Origin of the sequence: Leptotrichia rugosa, from assembly GCF_041200005.1 — a bacterium.
Lineage (GTDB): Bacteria > Fusobacteriota > Fusobacteriia > Fusobacteriales > Leptotrichiaceae > Leptotrichia > Leptotrichia rugosa.
In genome coordinates, this window is sequence record NZ_CP165644.1 from 1,892,257 (window position 1) to 1,912,002 (window position 19,746).

22 protein-coding genes and 8 tRNA genes are annotated in these 19,746 nt (G+C 30.2%); 1 reads left to right on the plus strand and 29 read right to left on the minus strand.

The window, feature by feature from the left end; translation table 11 throughout:
• Positions 1 to 37: 37 nt before the first annotated feature.
• The 13 genes from aroA to AB8B22_RS09710 all read right to left on the minus strand — a co-directional run bounded on the left by aroA (position 38) and on the right by AB8B22_RS09710 (position 11,423).
• Positions 38 to 1,330: a 3-phosphoshikimate 1-carboxyvinyltransferase gene (gene aroA, locus AB8B22_RS09650; protein ID WP_369710958.1), complete on the minus strand. Its 1,293-nt coding sequence runs from the start codon at positions 1,328 to 1,330 to the stop codon at positions 38 to 40.
• A gap of 39 nt (positions 1,331 to 1,369) precedes the next feature.
• Complete coding sequence (locus tag AB8B22_RS09655; protein WP_369710959.1) at positions 1,370 to 1,900, minus strand: DUF2262 domain-containing protein; 531 nt, start codon at positions 1,898 to 1,900, stop codon at positions 1,370 to 1,372.
• A gap of 45 nt (positions 1,901 to 1,945) precedes the next feature.
• Entirely contained in the window at positions 1,946 to 2,479 is a 534-nt protein-coding gene (locus AB8B22_RS09660) for a DUF2262 domain-containing protein (protein ID WP_369710961.1), read from the minus strand.
• 103 nt (positions 2,480 to 2,582) lie between these two features.
• Positions 2,583 to 3,119, minus strand: coding sequence for a hypothetical protein (locus tag AB8B22_RS09665; protein ID WP_369710962.1), 537 nt, complete (start codon positions 3,117 to 3,119; stop codon positions 2,583 to 2,585).
• Positions 3,120 to 3,135: 16 nt separating this feature from the next.
• Entirely contained in the window at positions 3,136 to 3,912 is a 777-nt protein-coding gene (locus AB8B22_RS09670) for a hypothetical protein (RefSeq protein ID WP_369710963.1), read from the minus strand.
• Between the two features lie 87 nt (positions 3,913 to 3,999).
• The gene (gene aroB / locus AB8B22_RS09675; RefSeq protein WP_369710964.1) at positions 4,000 to 5,091 is read right to left on the minus strand and encodes a 3-dehydroquinate synthase; all 1,092 of its coding nucleotides are present in this window, start codon (positions 5,089 to 5,091) and stop codon (positions 4,000 to 4,002) included.
• Between the two features lie 186 nt (positions 5,092 to 5,277).
• Positions 5,278 to 6,156 (minus strand): prephenate dehydrogenase, encoded by an 879-nt coding sequence (locus AB8B22_RS09680; RefSeq protein ID WP_369710965.1) that lies wholly within the window; start codon positions 6,154 to 6,156, stop codon positions 5,278 to 5,280.
• Positions 6,157 to 6,183: 27 nt separating this feature from the next.
• A complete protein-coding gene (locus AB8B22_RS09685; RefSeq protein WP_094079668.1) occupies positions 6,184 to 6,501 on the minus strand; it encodes a putative heavy metal-binding protein in 318 nt (105 codons plus the stop codon).
• Between the two features lie 29 nt (positions 6,502 to 6,530).
• Positions 6,531 to 7,556, minus strand: coding sequence for a 3-deoxy-7-phosphoheptulonate synthase (gene aroF, locus AB8B22_RS09690; RefSeq protein ID WP_369710966.1), 1,026 nt, complete (start codon positions 7,554 to 7,556; stop codon positions 6,531 to 6,533).
• Positions 7,557 to 7,757: 201 nt separating this feature from the next.
• The gene (gene aroF, locus AB8B22_RS09695; RefSeq protein ID WP_369710967.1) at positions 7,758 to 8,780 is read right to left on the minus strand and encodes a 3-deoxy-7-phosphoheptulonate synthase; all 1,023 of its coding nucleotides are present in this window, start codon (positions 8,778 to 8,780) and stop codon (positions 7,758 to 7,760) included.
• A gap of 483 nt (positions 8,781 to 9,263) precedes the next feature.
• Positions 9,264 to 10,073, minus strand: coding sequence for an HAD family hydrolase (locus tag AB8B22_RS09700; RefSeq protein ID WP_369710968.1), 810 nt, complete (start codon positions 10,071 to 10,073; stop codon positions 9,264 to 9,266).
• Between the two features lie 128 nt (positions 10,074 to 10,201).
• Entirely contained in the window at positions 10,202 to 10,564 is a 363-nt protein-coding gene (locus AB8B22_RS09705) for a response regulator (protein ID WP_094079664.1), read from the minus strand.
• 52 nt (positions 10,565 to 10,616) lie between these two features.
• Positions 10,617 to 11,423, minus strand: a complete 807-nt coding sequence (locus AB8B22_RS09710) for an HAD family hydrolase (protein ID WP_369710969.1) — start codon at positions 11,421 to 11,423, stop codon at positions 10,617 to 10,619.
• A gap of 207 nt (positions 11,424 to 11,630) precedes the next feature.
• On the opposite strand from AB8B22_RS09710, the gene spoVG reads away from it, so the two are divergent.
• Positions 11,631 to 11,912: a septation regulator SpoVG gene (spoVG, locus tag AB8B22_RS09715; RefSeq protein WP_094079662.1), complete on the plus strand. Its 282-nt coding sequence runs from the start codon at positions 11,631 to 11,633 to the stop codon at positions 11,910 to 11,912.
• 69 nt (positions 11,913 to 11,981) lie between these two features.
• Here the strand turns inward: spoVG and AB8B22_RS09720 are convergent, their stop codons facing one another.
• The 16 genes from AB8B22_RS09720 to thrS form a co-directional block, all read right to left on the minus strand.
• On the minus strand, positions 11,982 to 12,668 hold the full coding sequence (locus tag AB8B22_RS09720) for a YwaF family protein (RefSeq protein WP_094079661.1): 687 nt from the start codon (positions 12,666 to 12,668) through the stop codon (positions 11,982 to 11,984).
• Positions 12,669 to 12,718: 50 nt separating this feature from the next.
• Positions 12,719 to 13,927 carry an MFS transporter gene (locus AB8B22_RS09725; protein WP_094079660.1) on the minus strand — a complete coding sequence of 403 codons (1,209 nt, stop codon included), beginning with the start codon at positions 13,925 to 13,927 and terminating at the stop codon, positions 12,719 to 12,721.
• Between the two features lie 92 nt (positions 13,928 to 14,019).
• Positions 14,020 to 14,096 (minus strand) — tRNA-Arg (locus AB8B22_RS09730).
• Positions 14,097 to 14,119: 23 nt separating this feature from the next.
• Positions 14,120 to 14,214, minus strand: a tRNA-OTHER gene (locus tag AB8B22_RS09735).
• Between the two features lie 14 nt (positions 14,215 to 14,228).
• Positions 14,229 to 14,315, minus strand: a tRNA-Ser gene (locus tag AB8B22_RS09740).
• A 135-nt stretch (positions 14,316 to 14,450) separates the two neighbouring features.
• The gene (locus AB8B22_RS09745) at positions 14,451 to 14,810 is read right to left on the minus strand and encodes a YbaB/EbfC family nucleoid-associated protein (RefSeq protein ID WP_094079659.1); all 360 of its coding nucleotides are present in this window, start codon (positions 14,808 to 14,810) and stop codon (positions 14,451 to 14,453) included.
• Positions 14,811 to 14,872: 62 nt separating this feature from the next.
• Positions 14,873 to 14,957 (minus strand) — tRNA-Tyr (locus tag AB8B22_RS09750).
• A 20-nt stretch (positions 14,958 to 14,977) separates the two neighbouring features.
• Positions 14,978 to 15,053: transfer RNA gene (locus AB8B22_RS09755), tRNA-Thr, on the minus strand.
• Between the two features lie 12 nt (positions 15,054 to 15,065).
• Positions 15,066 to 15,142, minus strand: a tRNA-Asp gene (locus AB8B22_RS09760).
• Between the two features lie 5 nt (positions 15,143 to 15,147).
• Positions 15,148 to 15,223: transfer RNA gene (locus tag AB8B22_RS09765), tRNA-Val, on the minus strand.
• Between the two features lie 12 nt (positions 15,224 to 15,235).
• Positions 15,236 to 15,307: transfer RNA gene (locus AB8B22_RS09770), tRNA-Glu, on the minus strand.
• A 142-nt stretch (positions 15,308 to 15,449) separates the two neighbouring features.
• Positions 15,450 to 15,713, minus strand: coding sequence for a 50S ribosomal protein L28 (gene rpmB, locus AB8B22_RS09775; RefSeq protein WP_094079658.1), 264 nt, complete (start codon positions 15,711 to 15,713; stop codon positions 15,450 to 15,452).
• 190 nt (positions 15,714 to 15,903) lie between these two features.
• Complete coding sequence (locus AB8B22_RS09780) at positions 15,904 to 16,299, minus strand: nucleoside triphosphate pyrophosphohydrolase family protein (protein ID WP_094079657.1); 396 nt, start codon at positions 16,297 to 16,299, stop codon at positions 15,904 to 15,906.
• A 23-nt stretch (positions 16,300 to 16,322) separates the two neighbouring features.
• Positions 16,323 to 16,907 (minus strand): hypothetical protein, encoded by a 585-nt coding sequence (locus tag AB8B22_RS09785; RefSeq protein ID WP_369710970.1) that lies wholly within the window; start codon positions 16,905 to 16,907, stop codon positions 16,323 to 16,325.
• A 93-nt stretch (positions 16,908 to 17,000) separates the two neighbouring features.
• Positions 17,001 to 17,762: a Bax inhibitor-1/YccA family protein gene (locus tag AB8B22_RS09790; protein ID WP_369710971.1), complete on the minus strand. Its 762-nt coding sequence runs from the start codon at positions 17,760 to 17,762 to the stop codon at positions 17,001 to 17,003.
• A 55-nt stretch (positions 17,763 to 17,817) separates the two neighbouring features.
• Positions 17,818 to 19,728, minus strand: coding sequence for a threonine--tRNA ligase (gene thrS / locus AB8B22_RS09795; RefSeq protein ID WP_369710972.1), 1,911 nt, complete (start codon positions 19,726 to 19,728; stop codon positions 17,818 to 17,820).
• Positions 19,729 to 19,746: the final 18 nt, after the last annotated feature.

The window sequence follows — 19,746 nt, forward strand, 5'->3', positions numbered from 1 at the left end:
CTATTACAAATAAACTTTATCTTTCTAAAAAATCTTTTTAAAAGTCTTTCTCTATTTCTCCACCCATTTTCACAAAATCATCCCAGAAATGCGGATAAGATTTTCTAACGCTTTCAGCCTCTTCCAGAATTATTTCCTTTTTGCATCTTGTTGAAGCAATCGCAAGCGACATTGCAATTCTATGGTCATTCCAAGCACTTACTGTAACTCCACCAGTAAATCCTTGTACACCTTGAATAATCAAGCTATCTCCTTCCTCAGTCACATTCGCACCAAGTTTATTAAGCTCTGTTTTTATTGAAGTAATTCTATCCGACTCCTTAATTCTAAGTCTTTCTCCATTAATAATTCGAGTTTCTCCTTCGCTCAATGCAGCAAGCACAGTCAAAATCGGTGCAATATCAGGACATTGAGAAATATCAATCACAGTTCCTTTTGTTTTAGATGGCTTCACAATCACATAATCATCCAAAATCTCAAGATTTGCCCCCATTCTAGTAACAATCTCAATAATTTCCCTATCTCCTTGCAACGAATTTTTATTCACATGCAGACATTTCACTTCATTATCCTTGTTTGCAGAAATTATTCCAGCCACAATCCAGAACGCCACTTGTGAATAATCCCCCTCAACAGTATAATCAAAAGGCTTATAAATCTGATTTCCCTTTATATCAAAACTCTTATAGTTATTGTTCACAATCTCAATTCCAGCCAGTTTCAATATTTCCAATGTCAAATCAATATATCCCTTAGACTCCAAATTCTTATTAATAGTCAACTTTGAATCTCCGTCCAAGAGTGGTAAGGCATACAAAAGTCCAGTAATAAACTGTGAACTTATATTCCCGTCAATTTCATAATTTCCTGCCTTCAATTTTCCATTTACTGTAAGCGGCAATTTCCCATTCTCATTTTTATAAAAGATTCCCTGCTTATCAAAAATCCTATAATACGATTCAAGCGGTCTGTCCACCAGTTTTCCTTTTCCATCGAAAATCAGTTCATTTTCACTTGTAATCCCAATCGGTATCAAAAACCTGATTGTAGATCCCGACTCATTACATTGTACATATTTATCTTTCGGAACGACTTTCCCATCATTCCCGATAATCTCAAGAGCACTCTCAAATCTTTTAATTTTCGCTCCCCAGTTTTCCATAATATCTGTCGTTGTTGTAATGTCTACTGAAAACTTCAAATTATCAATCTTTGACTTCTTCCCGCCTTCAGCTAATGCAGCCGCAATTACCGCTCTGTGTGAATAACTTTTAGATGGCGGGATTTCTATTTTTCCGTTTAATATGCTTGGTTTTATTTTTATTTTCATAAATTTTTTCTCCTTTTTATTCATTCTACTTTAAAAATTTTATCCTACTTCACCATCACAATCCAACTCTCCATTAACATTTCCACTTAACATAATAGCATGTCCAAGAAAAAATATGTCATTGTCATAATAAAATGCTGTAAAATCTCCATCAGCGGTTACCCATAAACCTTGCAAATAAATACAATTTCTAAATACTCTTTCAGGAACTATTTCTCTCTTCAATTCTTCAATTTCTTCCTCTGATAATTCAATCTCTGAATTTTCATGAATATTCTCAATAAATTCTTCCAATTCTTCTTCATCGTCAACACAAAGCCAATCCATAACTCCGTCTTTCCCATAATCACTTACCAAATCTTTCATTTTTGTGTCCCATTCTTCTTGATTGAGATACATAATTTTAAATTGTTCAATTACCTTTTTAATTTCTTCTACTTTTTTCTCTTCACTCCAATCACTCTCAATTCCACCATCAAAACTCACACTTATTTTTCTCCCAAGCCACTCAACTTCAGTTTCAAAATTCTTTATTTCCCCAAAAACTTCATCTATAATTGCTTTACACACACTAATCCTCCATTTTATTATTTTTTTTATTTCATAAAATTAAAATTATCCTATAATATCTGCTTCACCGCTAAATTCCCCACTAATATTCCCCATTAAATCAATCCCATGCCCTGCAAAAAATACTTCATCATCATAATAGTACACCGTAAAATCTCCATCAGAAGTTATATGTACCCCTTCAAGATAAATCCCATTTTTAAAAACTTCTTTTGAAACTTTTTGTTCTTTTAACTCTTCCTTTTCTTTTTCCGTAAATTTAGAATTTGAATTTTTTTCAAGTATTTCTATCATTTCATCCACATCTTCCTCATCTACTGAAGAAAACCAATCTTCTGCTAACCAACGCAAATCTTCCACAATTCTATCCTTTATTCTCTCATCCCATTCTTTTTGATTGAGATACATAATTTTAAATTGTTCAATTGCCCCTTTAACTTCTTCTAATTTTTTCTCTTCACTCCAATCACGCTCAATTCCATAATGAAAATTCACACCTATTTTTCTCCCAAGCCACTCAACTTCAGTTTCAAAATTTTTTATTTCTCCAAAAACTTCATCTTTTATAGCATCACTCATATTAGTCCTCCATTTTATTCTTTTTTAATCCCAAATAAATTCATCAGACACTGTCTGACGAATTCCATTTTTTGAATAAACTATATAAAATCTAATTTCCCTCTTAATTCTCCTTACTCATTTGTTCCTTTTTCTCAGCTTTTATAAAAGCAACTACAGATACAATCGCAACTAAAATTATCCAAGCCCAATCTGTATATATTTCATTACTTATTTTAAAAACTTCCATCCATGAATAAGATAAACCTTCTGGAAATGGTAATTTTTGCTCTCTTTTCAAATAATAAGCTACCAAAATTACATCAATAAAATATACTGTAATAATAGAAAAAATTGTAATTACAGGAATTCCTTTTGTAATATCCCTCATTGGTAAAGTTTCATATTTTGGATTTAGCAAATTTTCATTTTTAGCATTTGCTCCAAATTTACTTTGACGTATAGGTTCAACAATATTTTTACTTTCTGTCTCTGTCTTTTTAATTTTTATTCCAAATATCCAGCCAAAAAAAACTATAAAAAATATAATTATAGAGATTATTTTATATCCTAAAAAAATCATCGAAAAACCCAAGCAAATCATAGCTGCAATAATAGAGCTTAACCCCGCAAATAAAATTCCGTTTAAATATCTCTTCATAAATAATCCCTTTCATCTAATTTTTATTCAGCTCTTTTATTAAAAAGACTAACAGATTTTCACAGAAAATCTCCATTTCATTTCCAAAAGCTAAAATAATATTATTGTTTAAATCCTTTACAAATATCACTCCATCTGCTACACCAATTATATATTCTTCCCAGTTATATATTTCATCATCAAATGTAATATTTTCTTTCGAAACTTTTATTTTCTTTAAATTATCAAAATTCTCAATTTGCTTCTTGTCTGAGAAAAGACTGAAACTTAATCTATGTGATTTTCTAAATGGAAACTCCTCACTTCCCCCATTTTCAATCTTTTCTAATGCACTTGGATAATTCTGTTTTACAAAGTCTTCCTGAAATAAATCAAAAGCATCTTTTCTATACCCGCCTGCATTGATTTTTTCCCACTTTCCTTCGTTAGATTTGAAAAAGATGGCTGTAAATGTATTTCCCACCATATATACTTCCTTTGAAAGAAAATATTGTAAATTTTTATAATAATTTTTTTCATTTTTTCCTACACTAAAACTATCATCATAAAAATAAATATTTGGATACTTCTTTTTATAATACGAAAACACAAAGAAATCTACTATACCTAATATAATTAATAAAACTACAAAAATCACAACAGTAGAAACATAAAAATTTCTGCTAATTTCAACAGCAAATAATAAAACTACTCCTATATTTAATATCAGCAAAGAAATTAAGAATTTTGCAGAATTAAAAATTATTTTTAACCAGTTCGCCTTTTCCACTTTTTTAAAATTTTCCTGTACCATATTTTATCACTCCCTCACTATTTTAAAGCCTAACCTTTTTAATTTCCCCTCATAATCACACATTTCTATTTTTACAATTTCAAACACTTACTCAAAAATCTCTTCCGCCCCAATCTTCATAATCTCAACTTCCCCAATTTCCTTCAAAATTACAAAATTAATTCCATCACTCGTACTTTTCTTATCTCTTTTCATAATCTTAGCAATCTCATCTTTTGGATACTCAATTTCAGTCGGCAAATTCAATGCCTTAAGCAATTTTGCAATTTTCACAGCTTCCCCTTCTTTAGTAAATCCTTTTTTCTCTCCAATTTTTGTAATATCCACCATCCCAGCAGAAATTGCCTCTCCGTGTGAATATTTTTCATAATTTGTAAACTGCTCAATCGCATGACCAATCGTATGCCCAAAATTCAATATCATTCTCAAGTTGCTTTCCTTCTCATCTTTTTCCACAACTTCCTTCTTTATCTCACAAGAACGATAAACAAGCTCATTCACATACTTCATCAAATGTTCACGCAATTTTTGTATATAATTTTCATCATCTTGCGAAACCCCAACTTTTTCCACAATTTCCACAAGTCTATCAAAAAATTTCTTGTCATAAATACATCCATATTTCACAATTTCCCCAAATCCGTCGTAAAAATATCTATCTGTTAATGTATTTAAAAAATAATTATCAATTAAAACAAGTTTCGGTTGATGAAATGCCCCAACAAGATTTTTCCCCTCAGGCAAATCAACTCCAACTTTTCCACCAACGCTGCTGTCAACTTGTGAAACAATTGTCGTAGGAATTTGAATAAAATTAACTCCTCTCAAAAATGAAGCCGCTGCAAATCCTGCAATATCGCCAACAACTCCACCACCAAAAGCCACGACTAAATCTTTTCTTTTTACACCAGCTTCTACCATCGCCGAATAAATTTGTGGCATAATTCCGATATGTTTGTTTTTTTCTCCAGCTTTTAGTACATAAACCATGTAATCAAATCCACTAAACATTTTTTCATAAATATTTTTGTAAATTTCGTTCACATTCGAGTCAGTTATGACAAATAATTTTTTCCCGCTATAAATTTCTTTTATATATTTTGGAAAATCTTTCGCATAATTTTCTCCAATTAAAATATCATAAGAATTTTTTCCCAAGCCAACATGTAATTTTTTCATAATTTTTTCTCCTAAATATTTATATTTTTATAATTCAAAAGTGAGGCTTTGACTACAAAACTCTTTTTTTGTGAAAGCACTCACTATTTTTTATCTTTTATATTTTTTTGTTTTTGTTTTTGATTTTTTTTTAAAAATTTTGTTTTATTTTTATTTTTTTTAGAAAAATTTAAAACTAAAAATCTTTTAGTCTATTTTTTCCCTTCTTCTTGTGGAAATTATAAACTGCTCTTTTAATGTTCCAATGTCATCATTTTTCAAAGCATTTTTTATTATATCCAGTTCATTTTCAAACTGCTGAATCATTTTTAACAAATTTTCCTTATTTCCCAAAAATAATTCTGACCACAAGTCTTCATTAATTTTGGCAATTCTTGTCAAATCTCTGAAGGAATCTCCGATAAATCTATTTGTATCATACTTTTGATTGTCGCTGTTTACAAGTGAAACCGCTATTGCGTGAGTAAGCTGACTTGTAAATGCAATTATTTCATCATGTTCTTTAGCGGTCAAAAAACTTACACTTTTGAATCCCATTTTTTTAATTATCTCACTCAACAAATCCAGATTTTCTTTTTTATTCTTTTTATCTTTTATAAGAATGTAATTCGCATTTTGAAAAACACGGCTATCCGCAAAATCAATTCCTCTCTTTTCACGCCCCGCCATCGGATGTCCAAAAATAAAATCAATTTTTTTTTCACTTTTTTCAATAAACGGATCTATCTCTTCGATTATTTTCCCTTTAATTCCAATAACATCAGTAATAATCGCACCGTCTTTAAAATTTTCAATATTATTTACAAAAAATGATTTCACAATATTCGGATAAAGCGTGACTACAACCAAATCCGATTTTTTCAAAGGATCTTTAGTCTTTACAAATCCTTCGGTTATAATTTTTTTCTCTTCAGCCTTTCTCAAAGTTCCTTCATCAATATCAATCCCATAAATTGTTTTTACCCCAATATTTTTTAAGCTTTGAGCAAATCCCCCGCCAATCACTCCAAGCCCAACAATCGTTACCGTCAAATCTTCTATTTTTTTCAAATTATTTTTCATCATAATTCTATCTCATTTCACAATTTAATCTTAAATTACAACAGCTGTACCACTGCAGGTAACCATAAGCATTCCATTATCAGCACCTAACACTTCATAATCCATTTTTACTCCAACAATGGCATTTGCTCCCATATCTTTTGCTCTTTCTTCCATTTCTTTCAGAGCTTCAGTCCTAGCTGCTAGCAATTCTTTCTCATATCCTCCAGATCTTCCACCAAAAAAATTTCTAATTCCTGCTCCTATATCCTTTAAAATGTTAATTCCTGTTATAACCTCACCAAAAACAATTCCTTTATATTCCAATATTTCTTTATCTTGAACTTTATTTGTAGTTGTTACAATCATATTTTTTTCTCCTTCATTAGCTAAATAATTTATTTTGCTTCAAAGCTCTTTCCCAACACATTTGCAATTTTTTCCACATCTTGCATCAAATCTTCGAATACATTAAATTTCAATGATTGAGGTCCATCTGACAATGCCTTGTCTGGTTCAGGATGCACTTCTACCATAAGTCCGTCTGCTCCAGCTGCAATTCCTGCCATTGCAAGCGGTTTTACCATCCAGTATTTTCCAGTCGCATGAGCTGAATCTACAATTATTGGTAAATGTGTCAATTTTTTAATCATTGGCACTGCATTTAAATCAAGTACATTTCTATAAGCTGTTTCGTAAGTTCTAATTCCTCTTTCACAAAGAACTACATTTTCATTTCCGCCAGCTAAAATATATTCTGCTGACATTAACCATTCTTCTATTGTCGCACTAAGTCCTCTTTTTAAAAGCACTGGAATATTTGTCTTTCCAACTTCTTTCAATAAATCAAAGTTCTGCATATTTCTTGCTCCAAGCTGAATCATATCAACGTGCGGACCAAATTCGTGAAGTTGAGAAATTGACATAATTTCACATATTATTGGAAGCCCTGTTTCCTCTTTTGCCTTTTCCATAAGTTTAACACCTTCCATACCAAGTCCTTGAAATGCATAAGGAGATGTTCTAGGTTTCACTACTCCTCCTCTTAAAATAGCTGCTCCTGCGGCTTTAACAGCTTTTGCAGTATCAATTATCTGTTTTTCATTTTCCACTGAGCAAGGCCCCGCCATCATCACAAGATTATTTCCACCAATTTCCACATCCCCTACTTTTACAATCGTATCTTCTGGATGAAATTTTCTACTTGCTCTTTTATACGGCTCTTGCACCCTTTGCACATCAATTACATATTCCAAAGATTGAATATGTTTAATATCAATAGAGCTAATATCTCCAACTAGTCCTAAAATTGAATATTCTGCCCCAATAATCGGCTTCACTTTAACATTATTTTCTTCTTCCAATCTTTTTATCAATCTTTCTAACACGCTTTTATCAATTTTCCCATCTACTTTTATAATCATAAATTTATTTCCCTTTCTTTTGCTTTCTTTTACTTTATTTTCTTTTCTTTTTTTATTTTCAGTTCTATCCTATTGTATTGTATTTTATTCTATTCTGTTCTATCAAATTTTCTAATTTTTTATAATTTATTGCTGACATACTTTTTTATAAAATTTCAAGTGTTTCAAAATTTTAAAAACAAAATCTATTTTTCAACAAAATTATTTTGCTTTAAAACTTTTTCCTAATACATTCGCAATTTTTTCCACATTTTCCATCAGATGTTTAAATACATCTTCTTTCAATGATTGTGGTCCATCTGACAACGCTTTATCTGGTTCTGGGTGAACTTCCACCATAAGTCCATCTGCTCCTGCCGCTACTCCTGCCATTCCAAGCGGTTCTACCATCCAGTATTTTCCTGTAGAGTGAGCTGAATCAACTATTATTGGTAAATGTGTCAATTTTTTAATCATTGGCACTGCATTTAAGTCAAGCACATTTCTATAAGCGGTTTCATAAGTTCTTATTCCTCTTTCACAAAGAACTACATTTTCATTTCCTCCTGCCAAAATATATTCAGCCGACATAAGCCATTCTTCTATTGTTGCACTAAGTCCTCTTTTCAAAAGTACTGGAATATTTGTTTTCCCAACTTCCTTTAATAAATCAAAGTTCTGCATATTTCTTGCTCCAAGCTGAATCATATCAACATGTGGACCAAATTCATGCAATTGTGAAATCGACATCACTTCACATATTATTGGAAGTCCTGTTTCCTCTTTTGCCTTTTTCATCAATTCAATTCCTTCCATTCCTAGACCTTGGAACGCATATGGCGATGTTCTTGGTTTTACTACTCCACCCCTTAACATTGTTGCTCCATATTTTTTCACTATTCTTGCCGCTGTCATAATTTGTTCTTCATTTTCAACCGAACAAGGTCCTGCCATCATCACAAGATTATTTCCACCAATTTCCACATTTCCTACTTTTACAATCGTATCTTCTGGGTGAAATTTTCTGCTCGCTCTTTTGTACGGCTCTTGCACTCTTTGCACATCAAGCACTCCTTCAATTGTCAAAACTCTGTTCACATCTATAACACTTGTATCTCCAACTAATCCAATTATTGTATATTCAGTTCCATAAGACAAATGTGGCTTTAAATTAAGCTCTTCCACTCTTTTCAATAATTTTTCCATATTTTCCTGTGAAATATTTTCATCTACTTTTATAATCATAATTTTTCCTCCATTTATTTTTTATTTTGTAATAAAAAAACTCTCTATAATAGGAGAGTTGAAAATCGCACTTATATTTTATTATATAAAAACTCAATAAAATAAATTTATAAAAAGAAACTCATTGACAGAATTTTTATTACTAAAAAATATTTAATTTATAAACTAAAATTTACAAATTACTAATTTTAAAAAATTTATTAAATTCAATACTACTAAATTATGCAAAAACGCATATTTTCCTACCAATAACTACATTTTATAATTTTCATTTTCACTTCCAAAATTTGCAAAAAAGTGCAAATTATACCTACTATCCTACATTTTTTTATTTTTATTTTTTACTTGTTCATTCTATCAAAAATATAATTAATTGTCAACTGCCAACCTAAAAAATTCTCAAATTTTTATTTCTTAAAATAAGTACTAGCTGCAAGGAGAAATCAAAAATTTTTTCTCCTTACAAAAAACAAATAAAAAAATTCATTTTAAAAACAATTCCTGCAATTTTAGCGCTTCTCCATCTTCCATATTTTTTCCTACATATTCAAAATCACTTGGCAACAAATTTTTCAGTCTATCAATGGCGTTTCCCATAGCATAACCTTTTCCAACCATCGTAAGCAGCTCAAAGTCATTTTCTCCATCGCCAAAAGCTATAGCTTCTTCCAATTTTACATTTTCCTTTTCCAGCAAAAATTTCGCTGCAAGTCCTTTATTAGCTCCTTTTGACATAATTTCCATACATGTATCTGTAACAAAAATCACATTTACACCTTTAGTCACCTTCAAAATCTCCTTTTCCAATTTTAAAATCTCTTCGTGGTCGCCAATATAAAAAATTTTTAAAATATCCAAATTTTTTAATTCTGTTTCTGGAACTTCCCTAAAATTCACTTTTACTTGATTAGTTATTCTGTCAAAGACATCTTGTGCTGTCCCTTTTGTTATAATCCATTCATTTCCAGAAAAGATATTGAGATGAGATTTTTTTGCAATATTTCTATAATCTAAATTAAGTATCGCATCAGAATCTTCTTTATTTAATCCTCTTTCATAAATCAACTTCCCATCTCCATCAAAAATTCTTGCACCATTTGCAGCAATCACAGGAATTTTTATGTCAAGCTGTTCTGTCACATAACCAATTTGCTCATAGCTTCTTCCAGAAGCAATATAAAATTTAATGCCTTTTTCCATTATTTTTTTTATTGTATCAATAGTGACAGGCGAGATATAATGCCCTTTGCCAATTAATGTTCCATCTAAATCACTAATAACTGCTTTATACATTTTTTGTCTCCTTTTGCGAATTTTTATAAAAATCTTTTTAACTTAATAAACTCATTTATAGCGTCTAAAATCTTACCGTATATGAAAAATTTTTCCTAATTTTTTTAATTTATTCAGTAAATTCAATTTTACAAGAATAATTTTGAAAATGCATCTATAAATTCTTCATCAGTAAATGGTTTTGGTAAAAATGATTTTGCTCCTGCTTCACGTCCCATTTTCTGATAATTCGGAAACATCACCATTGTGCTGCAAATCAATATTTTCGCATTCCTATCATAATTTGAAATTTCTTTTGTAGCCGCAAGTCCATGCATATTTGGCATATTAATATCCATTGTTACAACTGTTGGTTTTATTTTTTTATACATTCTCAAAGCTTCCAGTCCGTCATTTGCTTCGTATACCTCGTATCCCATTTCTTCCAATATATCTCTTATATCTTCTCTTATATAAGGTGTGTCATCGACAACCAATGCTAATTTTTTCATAACAGTTTCCTTTCTAAAAATAATTTTTTTTTACAATTTTCACTTCAAAAAACTACAAATCAAATATTTCTCGCACTTTTTTAGCCATTCTATCATTTTCATTACTTTCAATAATTTCTATATCAGAAAGTTTTTCCATTAGCCTATAAATAGAATTTTTCATTGCAAATCCAAGTCCCGTCCGCGTTATTAAATCATAATCATTGACTCCATCTCCAAAAGACACAGCATCTTTTAATGTAAGTCCATCTTTTTGCAGTAAAAAGTTAGCTGCGACAGCTTTATCACAAGTTTTTGAAAAAATTTCCAAACTTCTTTTATTTACAAAAACGATATTCGTTTCGTCATTGGTAACTTTTTTAACTTCTTTTTCCAATTCCAAAAGATTTTCATGATTACCCAAAAAAAATATTTTAGAAAAATTTTTAGTGCTAAAATCTTCAAAAGAAATCTGTTCTGGATACAATTTTCTCTCTGGCTTTTGCGCATAAAAATAAGCTCGTGCATCTTCAGTCACATACCAATTGCTGCCTGAATATCCATTTAAAATAATATCACTTCCAAATGATTTGTAATCCATCGCAAGTAATTTTTCGACATATTTTCTTGCAAGATTATTCACATAAATTTCAGCTCCAGATTCATCTAAAATTCTCGCTCCATTTGATGTAATTAATGGAATCTTTAGTCCAATTTCTTCCATAACTTCCTTTGCGCCAAGATAACTTCTTCCAGTTGCGATATAAAACTTTATGCCTTTTTTCAAGAGCAATTTAATAGTTTCTCTTGTGTATGGACTAACTTTGTGATTTTCATTCAAAAGTGTTCCATCCAAATCACTGACAATAGCTTTGTACATAAATACCTCCTTTGCTAATTTTAACACATTCTAAAATAAAATCAAAATTTTTATTTTTTTAATTTCCAAAAATTATTTTATAAAAAAAATAATTCCTTATCTATCTAAGTATAAAAAATATCAGGAAAATCTCTTGTTTTTTACAACAAATGGGGTATAATTATATTGAAAAGGTAACAAATAACATACAGAAAAGGAGAAAAATTTATGAAAGTAACAGATGTTCGTATTAGAATTGGAAAAAAGCCTGAAGATGCCAATGATAGATTAAAGGCACATGTTGACATTACTTTTGAAGATAGCTTTGTTATACACGGTCTAAAAATAATTGACGGTCAAAATGGATTATTTGTAGCAATGCCTTCTAGAAAAATGCCAAATGGAGAATTTAAAGATATAGTTCATCCTATAACTCCTGAATTACGTCAAGAAATAACAAAAGTTATACTTGATAAATTTGAAGAAGAAAGCAATAAAACTGAAAAATAATTTTTTTTTTACGAACTAGCACAATAATCCCCCCCTTTTTTAATACGGGATAAATTGTGCTTTTTTAATCTAATCGAATTCATTTTTTGCTTTTATTTTTGAAAGAAAATAAAGCAAAACTTCTAATAATACCATTCCAATTATTAAAACAATCCTATATATCCAAAATGGCTTTATAAATCCAAATATTCTAGGTTCAATATATTCTCGCAAGAACATTGCATTTATATCTTTAAATAAAAAATTATAAAATGCGGCATACAAAAATATTATAAGTAAAGTTACTATAGATTGAAAAAGCCCTTTTTTCGTAGGTTCTCCATCTAAATATTTTGCTCCAAATACAACTGTAAAAACAATCAAAGCGTGCATTATCATAAAAATATAGACATAGTAATTGTTAAAATAATTCGTGATTCCTGGTAGAATTAGCGCTAAAATAGGACCGAAAGATAGATAATAGACGACATTATACAAATATTTTGTCCTAAAAATTAGATAAAAAGCAGCAAAGATTGCCACAAAGTTGCAAAGATGAACAAGCATCACATTATAGATTGGCTCTTTTTGATAAATTACCCGATAGACAGAATCAACAACTTTAAAAAATAGCAAAAAATACCCCAAAAAAAGTGAATATTTTTTCAAATCAAGTCTTTTAAAAATTTTTGGAACAAAAAGCAGCAAAGTGCAGAATAATGCTGAAACAATAAATGTTTCTATATGAATTGGACTGAAATAACTAAAATTATACATAAATTTCCTTTCTCTATTTTTTTACAATTTTTTTAATTTTATCATAAATTTTAGTTTTTTTCTATTTTTTCTTTATCAAATTTATTAAATAAAATAAGTAAAAATACAATTCCCATTACAGCAATATTTGTAATAAAAGGCAAAAATTCACTCATTTTCAAAAGGTGTCCTGATAAAAGGGAGCCAATCGCATTTCCAAGCGAGCCAACAGCGGACGCCACTCCTAAAATTTTTCCTTGATTTTCTTTATATCTTTTAGCAATAATTGTATTTCCAAGTGATCTCACCATTTCGTAAGACATCGTATAAATTGCCATTATAACATACGGAATCACATCCAATTTCACTTCAAACAAAATTACTGCCATAAAAATTATTCCAATCAAAATCATAAATTTATAAATATTTTTTTCTTTAAATTTTGAAACCAATTTTTCCAGCAAAAATGCCGTTCCAAAAAAAGCGGTAAGTGAAGAAAACATCACAAAAGTTCCTATTGTATTTGAAGAAACTTTTTCATTAAACCGCAAAAAATAGTTAAGCGCATTGGCATATGAATAAATTCCTATTCCAGATAATAAAATTATAAGACAAAAATATCTTGAATAATTATCCAAATCTTTTATATATTTAAAAGTCGCAAATGGATTTAATTTTTTTGGATCAAGCTTTTCAGTTTTATCTTTTCTGCAAATTATTTCTTTCATAAGAAATAATATAATAATGGAAACGATACTTCCACATATAAACTGCAGTACAAAAGAATATCTTGGGTCAATATCAGCGACCATTCCTCCAATTTTCTGACCAATTGCGCCACCTATTACAGTAGCCGAACTGACTTTGGCAATATTTTTAGCTTTCTCGCCACTTTTCGACAGTTGACTCACATACCCAAAAGCAATCGCATAAGTCCCACCAGATGCGAATCCTGAAACAACTCTTGCGATAAATACCAAAGGCAATTGGGGAACAAATCCAAAAAATAACTGAGAAGTCCCATAGATAAACGGCATAAAGATAAATAACTTTTTCATTCCAATATGATCTGCAATAGCTCCCAAATATGGCGACGAAATAAACATAGCCACACTCATAAATGCCAAAAGTTCTCCTGACACACTTTTTTCCCATCCTCTCATTTCAATTAGCGCTGGAGTTCCAGGATGTCCAAAATTATAGACAATTACACACAAAAACATCATTATTATCATTTTATTGATATTTTTTTTCTTTTCTAATTCTTTATTTTCTTCCATTCATTCTCCTTAAATTTTTTTTAAAATAAAAAAACCAATAAAAACTATTTATTGATTTTCAATGTCTAATATTTTTTTTATTTAATAAATTATGGCGCACCTGACAGGAGTCGAACCCATAACCTTCTGATCCGTAGTCAGACGCTCTATCCAGTTGAGCTACAGATGCAAAAAAACCTTCTTATAAAAAAATGGCGGAGAAGGAGGGATTCGAACCCTCGATCCAAGTTTTAGCCCGGATACTCCCTTAGCAGGGAGCGCATTCTTACCATCTCTGCCACTTCTCCAAAATTATATTTAATGGCGGGTGAACTGGGATTCGAACCCAGACATCTTGCGATTTCGCCGGTTTTCAAGACCGGTCCCTTAGCCGTTCGGACATCCACCCACACGTTACATAAAGTATGTTATCATATTTTATATAATTTGTCAAATATTTTTTTATTTTTTTATAAAAAAACCAGAAGTTTCGTTCTGGTTTATTCTTATATGGCATGAAAACTACAAAAAATCTAAATTTTTATTAAAATAATCCTGGAATGCTTACACCACCTGTAACAACTTCCATTTCCTTTTCAGCCATTTCTTCAGCTTTATCTAAAATTTCGTTTACTGCATTTATAATTAAATCTGAAACTATTGTTGAATCATTTTCCTCAACAGCATCCTTTAAAACATCTAAAGAAATTGATAAATCAACTATTTTTTTTTGACCATTGGCTTTAACAGTGATTCCACCACCAGCTACAGAACTTTCTACAAATTTATCTTTTAATCCTTCTTGAATTTTTAACATTTCTTGTTGCATCACTTGAGCTTGTTTTATAATATCTTGTTGGCTTCCTCCTGATTTATTTCCTGCTCCTTTTATTTTTCTAACCATAATTAATATTTCCTCCTATGAAATTATATGATTTTTCATATTAAAATTTTTATAAAAAAAAATGGTGGAGAGAGAAGGATTCGAACCTTCGAAGGCTGAGCCGGCAGATTTACAGTCTGATCCCTTTGGCCACTCGGGAACCTCTCCACAACATTATTAATTTTTTATGGTGCCGCTTGTCGGACTCGAACCAACCACCTACTGATTACAAGTCAGTTGCTCTACCAGATGAGCTAAAGCGGCAATCAAATTTTATGGCGGAAGTGACGAGACTCGAACTCGCGACATCTTGCGTGACAGGCAAGCACTCTAACCAACTGAGCTACACCTCCATAAATGGTGGTCACAATTGGGCTCGAACCAATGACCCCCTGCTTGTAAGGCAGGTGCTCTCCCAACTGAGCTATGCGACCATAATTAATACTTGGTACGGTCTAGGGAGTCGAACCCCTGTTGCAGGATGAAAACCGGAGTCCTGACCACTAGACGAAGACCGCACATCGTATCTATAAAATCTTAATATCTCACAGACAAGAGAAATTATATCATATATACTTTTAGATGTCAACACTTTTTTTCATTTTTTTTATTTTTTCAAAACAATTTAAAATTTTCAAAAAAAAGTAAGTTATTAATAACTTACTTTACTGAAAATAATGCTTTTTGAATTTTAGGACTTAATGTTTTAATATTTTTTAATAATATTTTTTTAACTTGATCAACATTTTTTCCTTTCAATGTTTTCATAGCTTTTGTACAAACTTTTACTCTTATTTCACTTCCATTAATATTTAAAAGCATTGTTTGTAAATTTGGTTTCCATATTCTTTTTGTAGCTTTATGAGAGTGACTTACTCTATTTCCGTGGCTAACTTCTTTTCCAAAAACTTCACATCTTCTCATTGTTTTTCACCCTACTAAAATTAGTAGCTCCTTTCTTAATTTTGAATATAGCTTTCACTATTTATAACTTTTAATTAACTAATTTTTTTAGTTAAAATTCTTCACATATCGGTTTATATTTTATCATATTTCTCAAATTTTTACAAGTATTTTCACTATTTAGACAGAATAAATTTTTTTATTTCAAAAACTACTTATCATTTTTTTCAAAAAATTTCTTTAAATTTGGCGGAAAATAATTCGGTCCTTTTATAACTTTCCCATCTTCCCGATAAATCGGATCTCCATTTTCATCCAATTTGCTAAGGTTGCTTCTGTGGATTTCTTCAAAAACATCATCAATCACATTTTGCATTCCATGCTCAATAATTGTTCCACAAAGAATATAGAGCATATCTCCAAGTGCGTCTGCCACTTCTACAACATTCCCTTTTTTAGCCGCTTCCAAATATTCTCCATTTTCTTCAGCCATCAAGTCAAACCTCAATTTTTCCAATCCATCCTTTAATTTTCCAATCGGCTTTTTAGAATTTCCAAGTTTATAAATTCTGTGAAACTCTTCCACACATTCTATTTTTCTTTTCATCTATTTTTATTTTCCTTTCAAATTTATATTAAAATTATCGTGCTTATTATAAGCAAAATCAGTATTTTTACAATATCCGTATATAAAACTGCCGCCACATAAAATCTTATTTTCTCCAAAAATTCAGTTTCATTATTTTCTAAAACTTTTATTTTTATCATTTTTTTTATTTTTTTTGAATCAAAAATTATTAAAATTATCGCTAGAAATAACGATATTATTAGCAATATTACAGGTAAAATTCCAATATTTTTCTGAAATAAAACTTTTATTACGGAAGAAAAAATTGACAAATTTAAACCTGTCAAAAGTGAATAAATTACAAAACTTGATTTTATAATTTTTTTACTTTTGTTAATTATAATTTTATATAAAAAAAATGTCAAAAAAATTTCTAAAACAATTATTCCGATAAATAAAAACGATATTTTATCCAAAACTTGCTTCATTTTAAAAATATACATAATTTTATACATTTCAGCCTGTAAATTTAACATCTGCGACAACAAAACTGAAATCAATATGCCACAAAACACCCAAATTTTACTGTTTATAATTTCATCGTTAATGAATTTTTCCGTATCATTATTTAATTTGTTATCTTGCAAGATTTTCCTACTTTCCTAAAAAATTAAAATTGCTTTAAAATCAGAAAAACTCCGACTTTAAAGCATTTTTCACATAAATATTTTTAATATAATTTATTTTCTTCTTCCCAATATTCTTAAAATATACAAGAACAAATTTATAAAGTCTAAATATAAATTTAATGCTCCCATAATTTCGATTTTATTAAGAATTTCTGTATCTCCTTGCACAGCATGAGCAATTATATTATTTTTTATTCTATTTATGTCAACAGCGATAAAAATAACAAATATGATTATTCCAAGAATTGTCGTAAACCAGACTACACCGTCACTTTGTAAAAATATATTTACTATACTTGCCAAAATAATTGTAATAAGTCCTACAGTTGCAATGCTTCCAAATTTTGTCAAATCTTCATTTGTGACATAACCATAAATCCCCAAAATTAAAAATAATAGTGCAGTTACAGAAAATGCTGTAATTACAATATTTAAATCAGTTGCAAAAAGGACTGAAAAACTTATCCCCGTAAGTATCGAATACACAATAAACATCAATTTTAGAACTCTTGACGACACTTTGTAAATTAAAAACGTGAACGCTAAAACTGTTACCAGTTCCAATATTACTGATATTTTTACTAAAGCTGCAAATACCTCGTATGAAAATATCCCAACATAAGCTGCATTCATTACAAAAAAACCTGCGATTCCAGATAATACCAATCCAAAAACCATCCACAACACACTTCCACGAACCTTTGAAGCAACTAACCTGTTTAAATCTTCATAAGTTGCAAGTCGTGAATTTTTTTCTTCATTTTTGTATTCCTGTTCTAAAAAATCGTTATTTTCATCATAATAATTACTCATAAAAATCACCTCTATTTTTATTTATTTAGTAACTTTAATAATTTTTTACATAAAATTATTTTTTAAATGGAACTTTTGATTCTTCCAACAAAATATTAACAATTTCATCAACTGAAATATTTTTACTTTCTTGTGAACCAAATCTTCTAACATTCACTTCATTATTCGCAACTTCATTTTTACCAATAATCAACTGAACTGGTATTTTTTGATCTCCATTTGCTTCCCTAATTTTATATCCAATTTTTTCCGCTCTTGTGTCAAGTTCAACTCTAATTCCTGCATTTTGAAGTTTTTTAAATAATTCTTTTGCAAAAGGCACTTGTTCATCAGAAATTGTTAAAATTCTTGCTTGAACTGGCGCTAACCAAGTTGGGAAAGCTCCTGCATAATGTTCAATTAAAATTCCAAGGAATCTTTCTAAACTTCCGTACATTGCACGGTGAATCATTACTGGTTCATGTTTTTCTCCGTCTGCTCCGATATAGCTCATTTCAAATCTTTGTGGTAAGTTGAAATCTAATTGGATTGTTCCACATTGCCAAATTCTTCCAATTGAATCTTTCATCTTAAAGTCAATTTTTGGACCGTAAAATGCTCCATCTCCAGGATTTAACTTGTAATCAATCCCTTTGTGTTCCAAGGCTGATTTTAAATTAGCTTCTGCCATTTCCCAAATTTCGTCTGAACCAATTGCTTTATCAGGTTTTGTTGACAATTCAATGTGATATTCAAATCCGAATAAAGTATAGAATTTATCGTATAAATCAATAATTTCAATAATTTGTTCCTCAATTTGCTCTTTCGTACAGAAAACATGGGCATCATCCTGTGTGAATGCTCTAACTCTCATAAGTCCATGCAAAGCTCCACTAAATTCGTGTCTGTGAACAAGTCCCATTTCTCCATATTTTAATGGTAAATCTTTGTATGAATGCAAGTTATTTTTATATGCTATTATTGAACCTGGGCAATTCATTGGTTTTATTGCATAAATTTTTTCATCAATTGTCGATGTATACATATTTTCTCTGTAATTAAACCAATGTCCAGAAATTTCCCAAAGTTCTCTATCCAGCATAATTGGAGTTTTTATTTCCTGATAACCTCTTTTTTTATGTTCAACTCTCCAAATTTCTTGAAGTTTATTAAAAAGTTCCACACCTTTTGGCATAAAAAACGGAAAACCAGGTCCGTGTTCATCTACAAAAAATAAGTCAAGCTGCTTTCCTAACTTTCTATGATCTCTTCTTTCAGCTTCTTCCATCATTGTCAAATAGTCATCCAGCTCTTTTTTAGTCGCAAAAGCTACTCCATAAATTCTTTGAAGCATTTTATTATTTGAATCTCCACGCCAGTAAGCTCCAGCAGTTGACATTAATTTAAATGCTTTTAGATATCCAGTTGACGGAACATGTGTTCCACGGCATAAATCCACAAATTCTCCTTGTTTATAAATACTGACTTTATCAACTCCCAAGTCATCAATTATTTCAACTTTATAAGTTTCACCTTTTTTAGCAAAGAACTTTTTAGCTTCTTCGGCACTCATTTCACTTCTTTCAAAAGGATAATTTTCTTTTACTATTTTTTTCATTTCATTTTCAATTTTTTTCAAATCTTCTTCAGTAAAAGGTCTTTCAGGATCAAAGTCATAGAAAAATCCATTTTCCACAACAGGCCCTATTGTAACTTTTGTATTTGGAAATAATCTTTGCACAGCTTGAGCCATTATGTGAGCCGCACTGTGTCTAATTATTTCTATTCCTTCTTCGCTAGTATTTGTTATTAGCTGTATATTTCCTGATTTTTCAATTATGTACGAAGGATCTACTTGGGTTCCATCAATCATAGCTCCTACAGTTGCTTTACCTAAACTAGAACCAATCGTTTTTGCAAATTCCACTACTGTCATTGGTTTTTCTAGCTGTCTTTTGCTACCATCAGGTAATATCATTTCTATCATTATTTCATCCGCTCCTTC

Coding starts and splice junctions, on each gene's coding strand:
- aroA (WP_369710958.1), bottom strand. CDS start 1,330: ATGAAAATAAAAATAAAACCAAGCATATTAAACGGAAAAATAGAAATC.
- AB8B22_RS09660 (WP_369710961.1), bottom strand. CDS start 2,479: ATGAGTGATGCTATAAAAGATGAAGTTTTTGGAGAAATAAAAAATTTT.
- AB8B22_RS09665 (WP_369710962.1), bottom strand. CDS start 3,119: ATGAAGAGATATTTAAACGGAATTTTATTTGCGGGGTTAAGCTCTATT.
- AB8B22_RS09670 (WP_369710963.1), bottom strand. CDS start 3,912: ATGGTACAGGAAAATTTTAAAAAAGTGGAAAAGGCGAACTGGTTAAAA.
- aroB (WP_369710964.1), bottom strand. CDS start 5,091: ATGAAAAAATTACATGTTGGCTTGGGAAAAAATTCTTATGATATTTTA.
- AB8B22_RS09680 (WP_369710965.1), bottom strand. CDS start 6,156: ATGATGAAAAATAATTTGAAAAAAATAGAAGATTTGACGGTAACGATT.
- AB8B22_RS09685 (WP_094079668.1), bottom strand. CDS start 6,501: ATGATTGTAACAACTACAAATAAAGTTCAAGATAAAGAAATATTGGAA.
- aroF (WP_369710966.1), bottom strand. CDS start 7,556: ATGATTATAAAAGTAGATGGGAAAATTGATAAAAGCGTGTTAGAAAGA.
- aroF (WP_369710967.1), bottom strand. CDS start 8,780: ATGATTATAAAAGTAGATGAAAATATTTCACAGGAAAATATGGAAAAA.
- AB8B22_RS09700 (WP_369710968.1), bottom strand. CDS start 10,073: ATGTATAAAGCAGTTATTAGTGATTTAGATGGAACATTAATTGGCAAA.
- AB8B22_RS09705 (WP_094079664.1), bottom strand. CDS start 10,564: ATGAAAAAATTAGCATTGGTTGTCGATGACACACCTTATATAAGAGAA.
- AB8B22_RS09710 (WP_369710969.1), bottom strand. CDS start 11,423: ATGTACAAAGCTATTGTCAGTGATTTGGATGGAACACTTTTGAATGAA.
- spoVG (WP_094079662.1), top strand. CDS start 11,631: ATGAAAGTAACAGATGTTCGTATTAGAATTGGAAAAAAGCCTGAAGAT.
- AB8B22_RS09720 (WP_094079661.1), bottom strand. CDS start 12,668: ATGTATAATTTTAGTTATTTCAGTCCAATTCATATAGAAACATTTATT.
- AB8B22_RS09725 (WP_094079660.1), bottom strand. CDS start 13,927: ATGGAAGAAAATAAAGAATTAGAAAAGAAAAAAAATATCAATAAAATG.
- AB8B22_RS09745 (WP_094079659.1), bottom strand. CDS start 14,810: ATGGTTAGAAAAATAAAAGGAGCAGGAAATAAATCAGGAGGAAGCCAA.
- rpmB (WP_094079658.1), bottom strand. CDS start 15,713: ATGAGAAGATGTGAAGTTTTTGGAAAAGAAGTTAGCCACGGAAATAGA.
- AB8B22_RS09780 (WP_094079657.1), bottom strand. CDS start 16,299: ATGAAAAGAAAAATAGAATGTGTGGAAGAGTTTCACAGAATTTATAAA.
- AB8B22_RS09790 (WP_369710971.1), bottom strand. CDS start 17,762: ATGAGTAATTATTATGATGAAAATAACGATTTTTTAGAACAGGAATAC.
- thrS (WP_369710972.1), bottom strand. CDS start 19,728: ATGATAGAAATGATATTACCTGATGGTAGCAAAAGACAGCTAGAAAAA.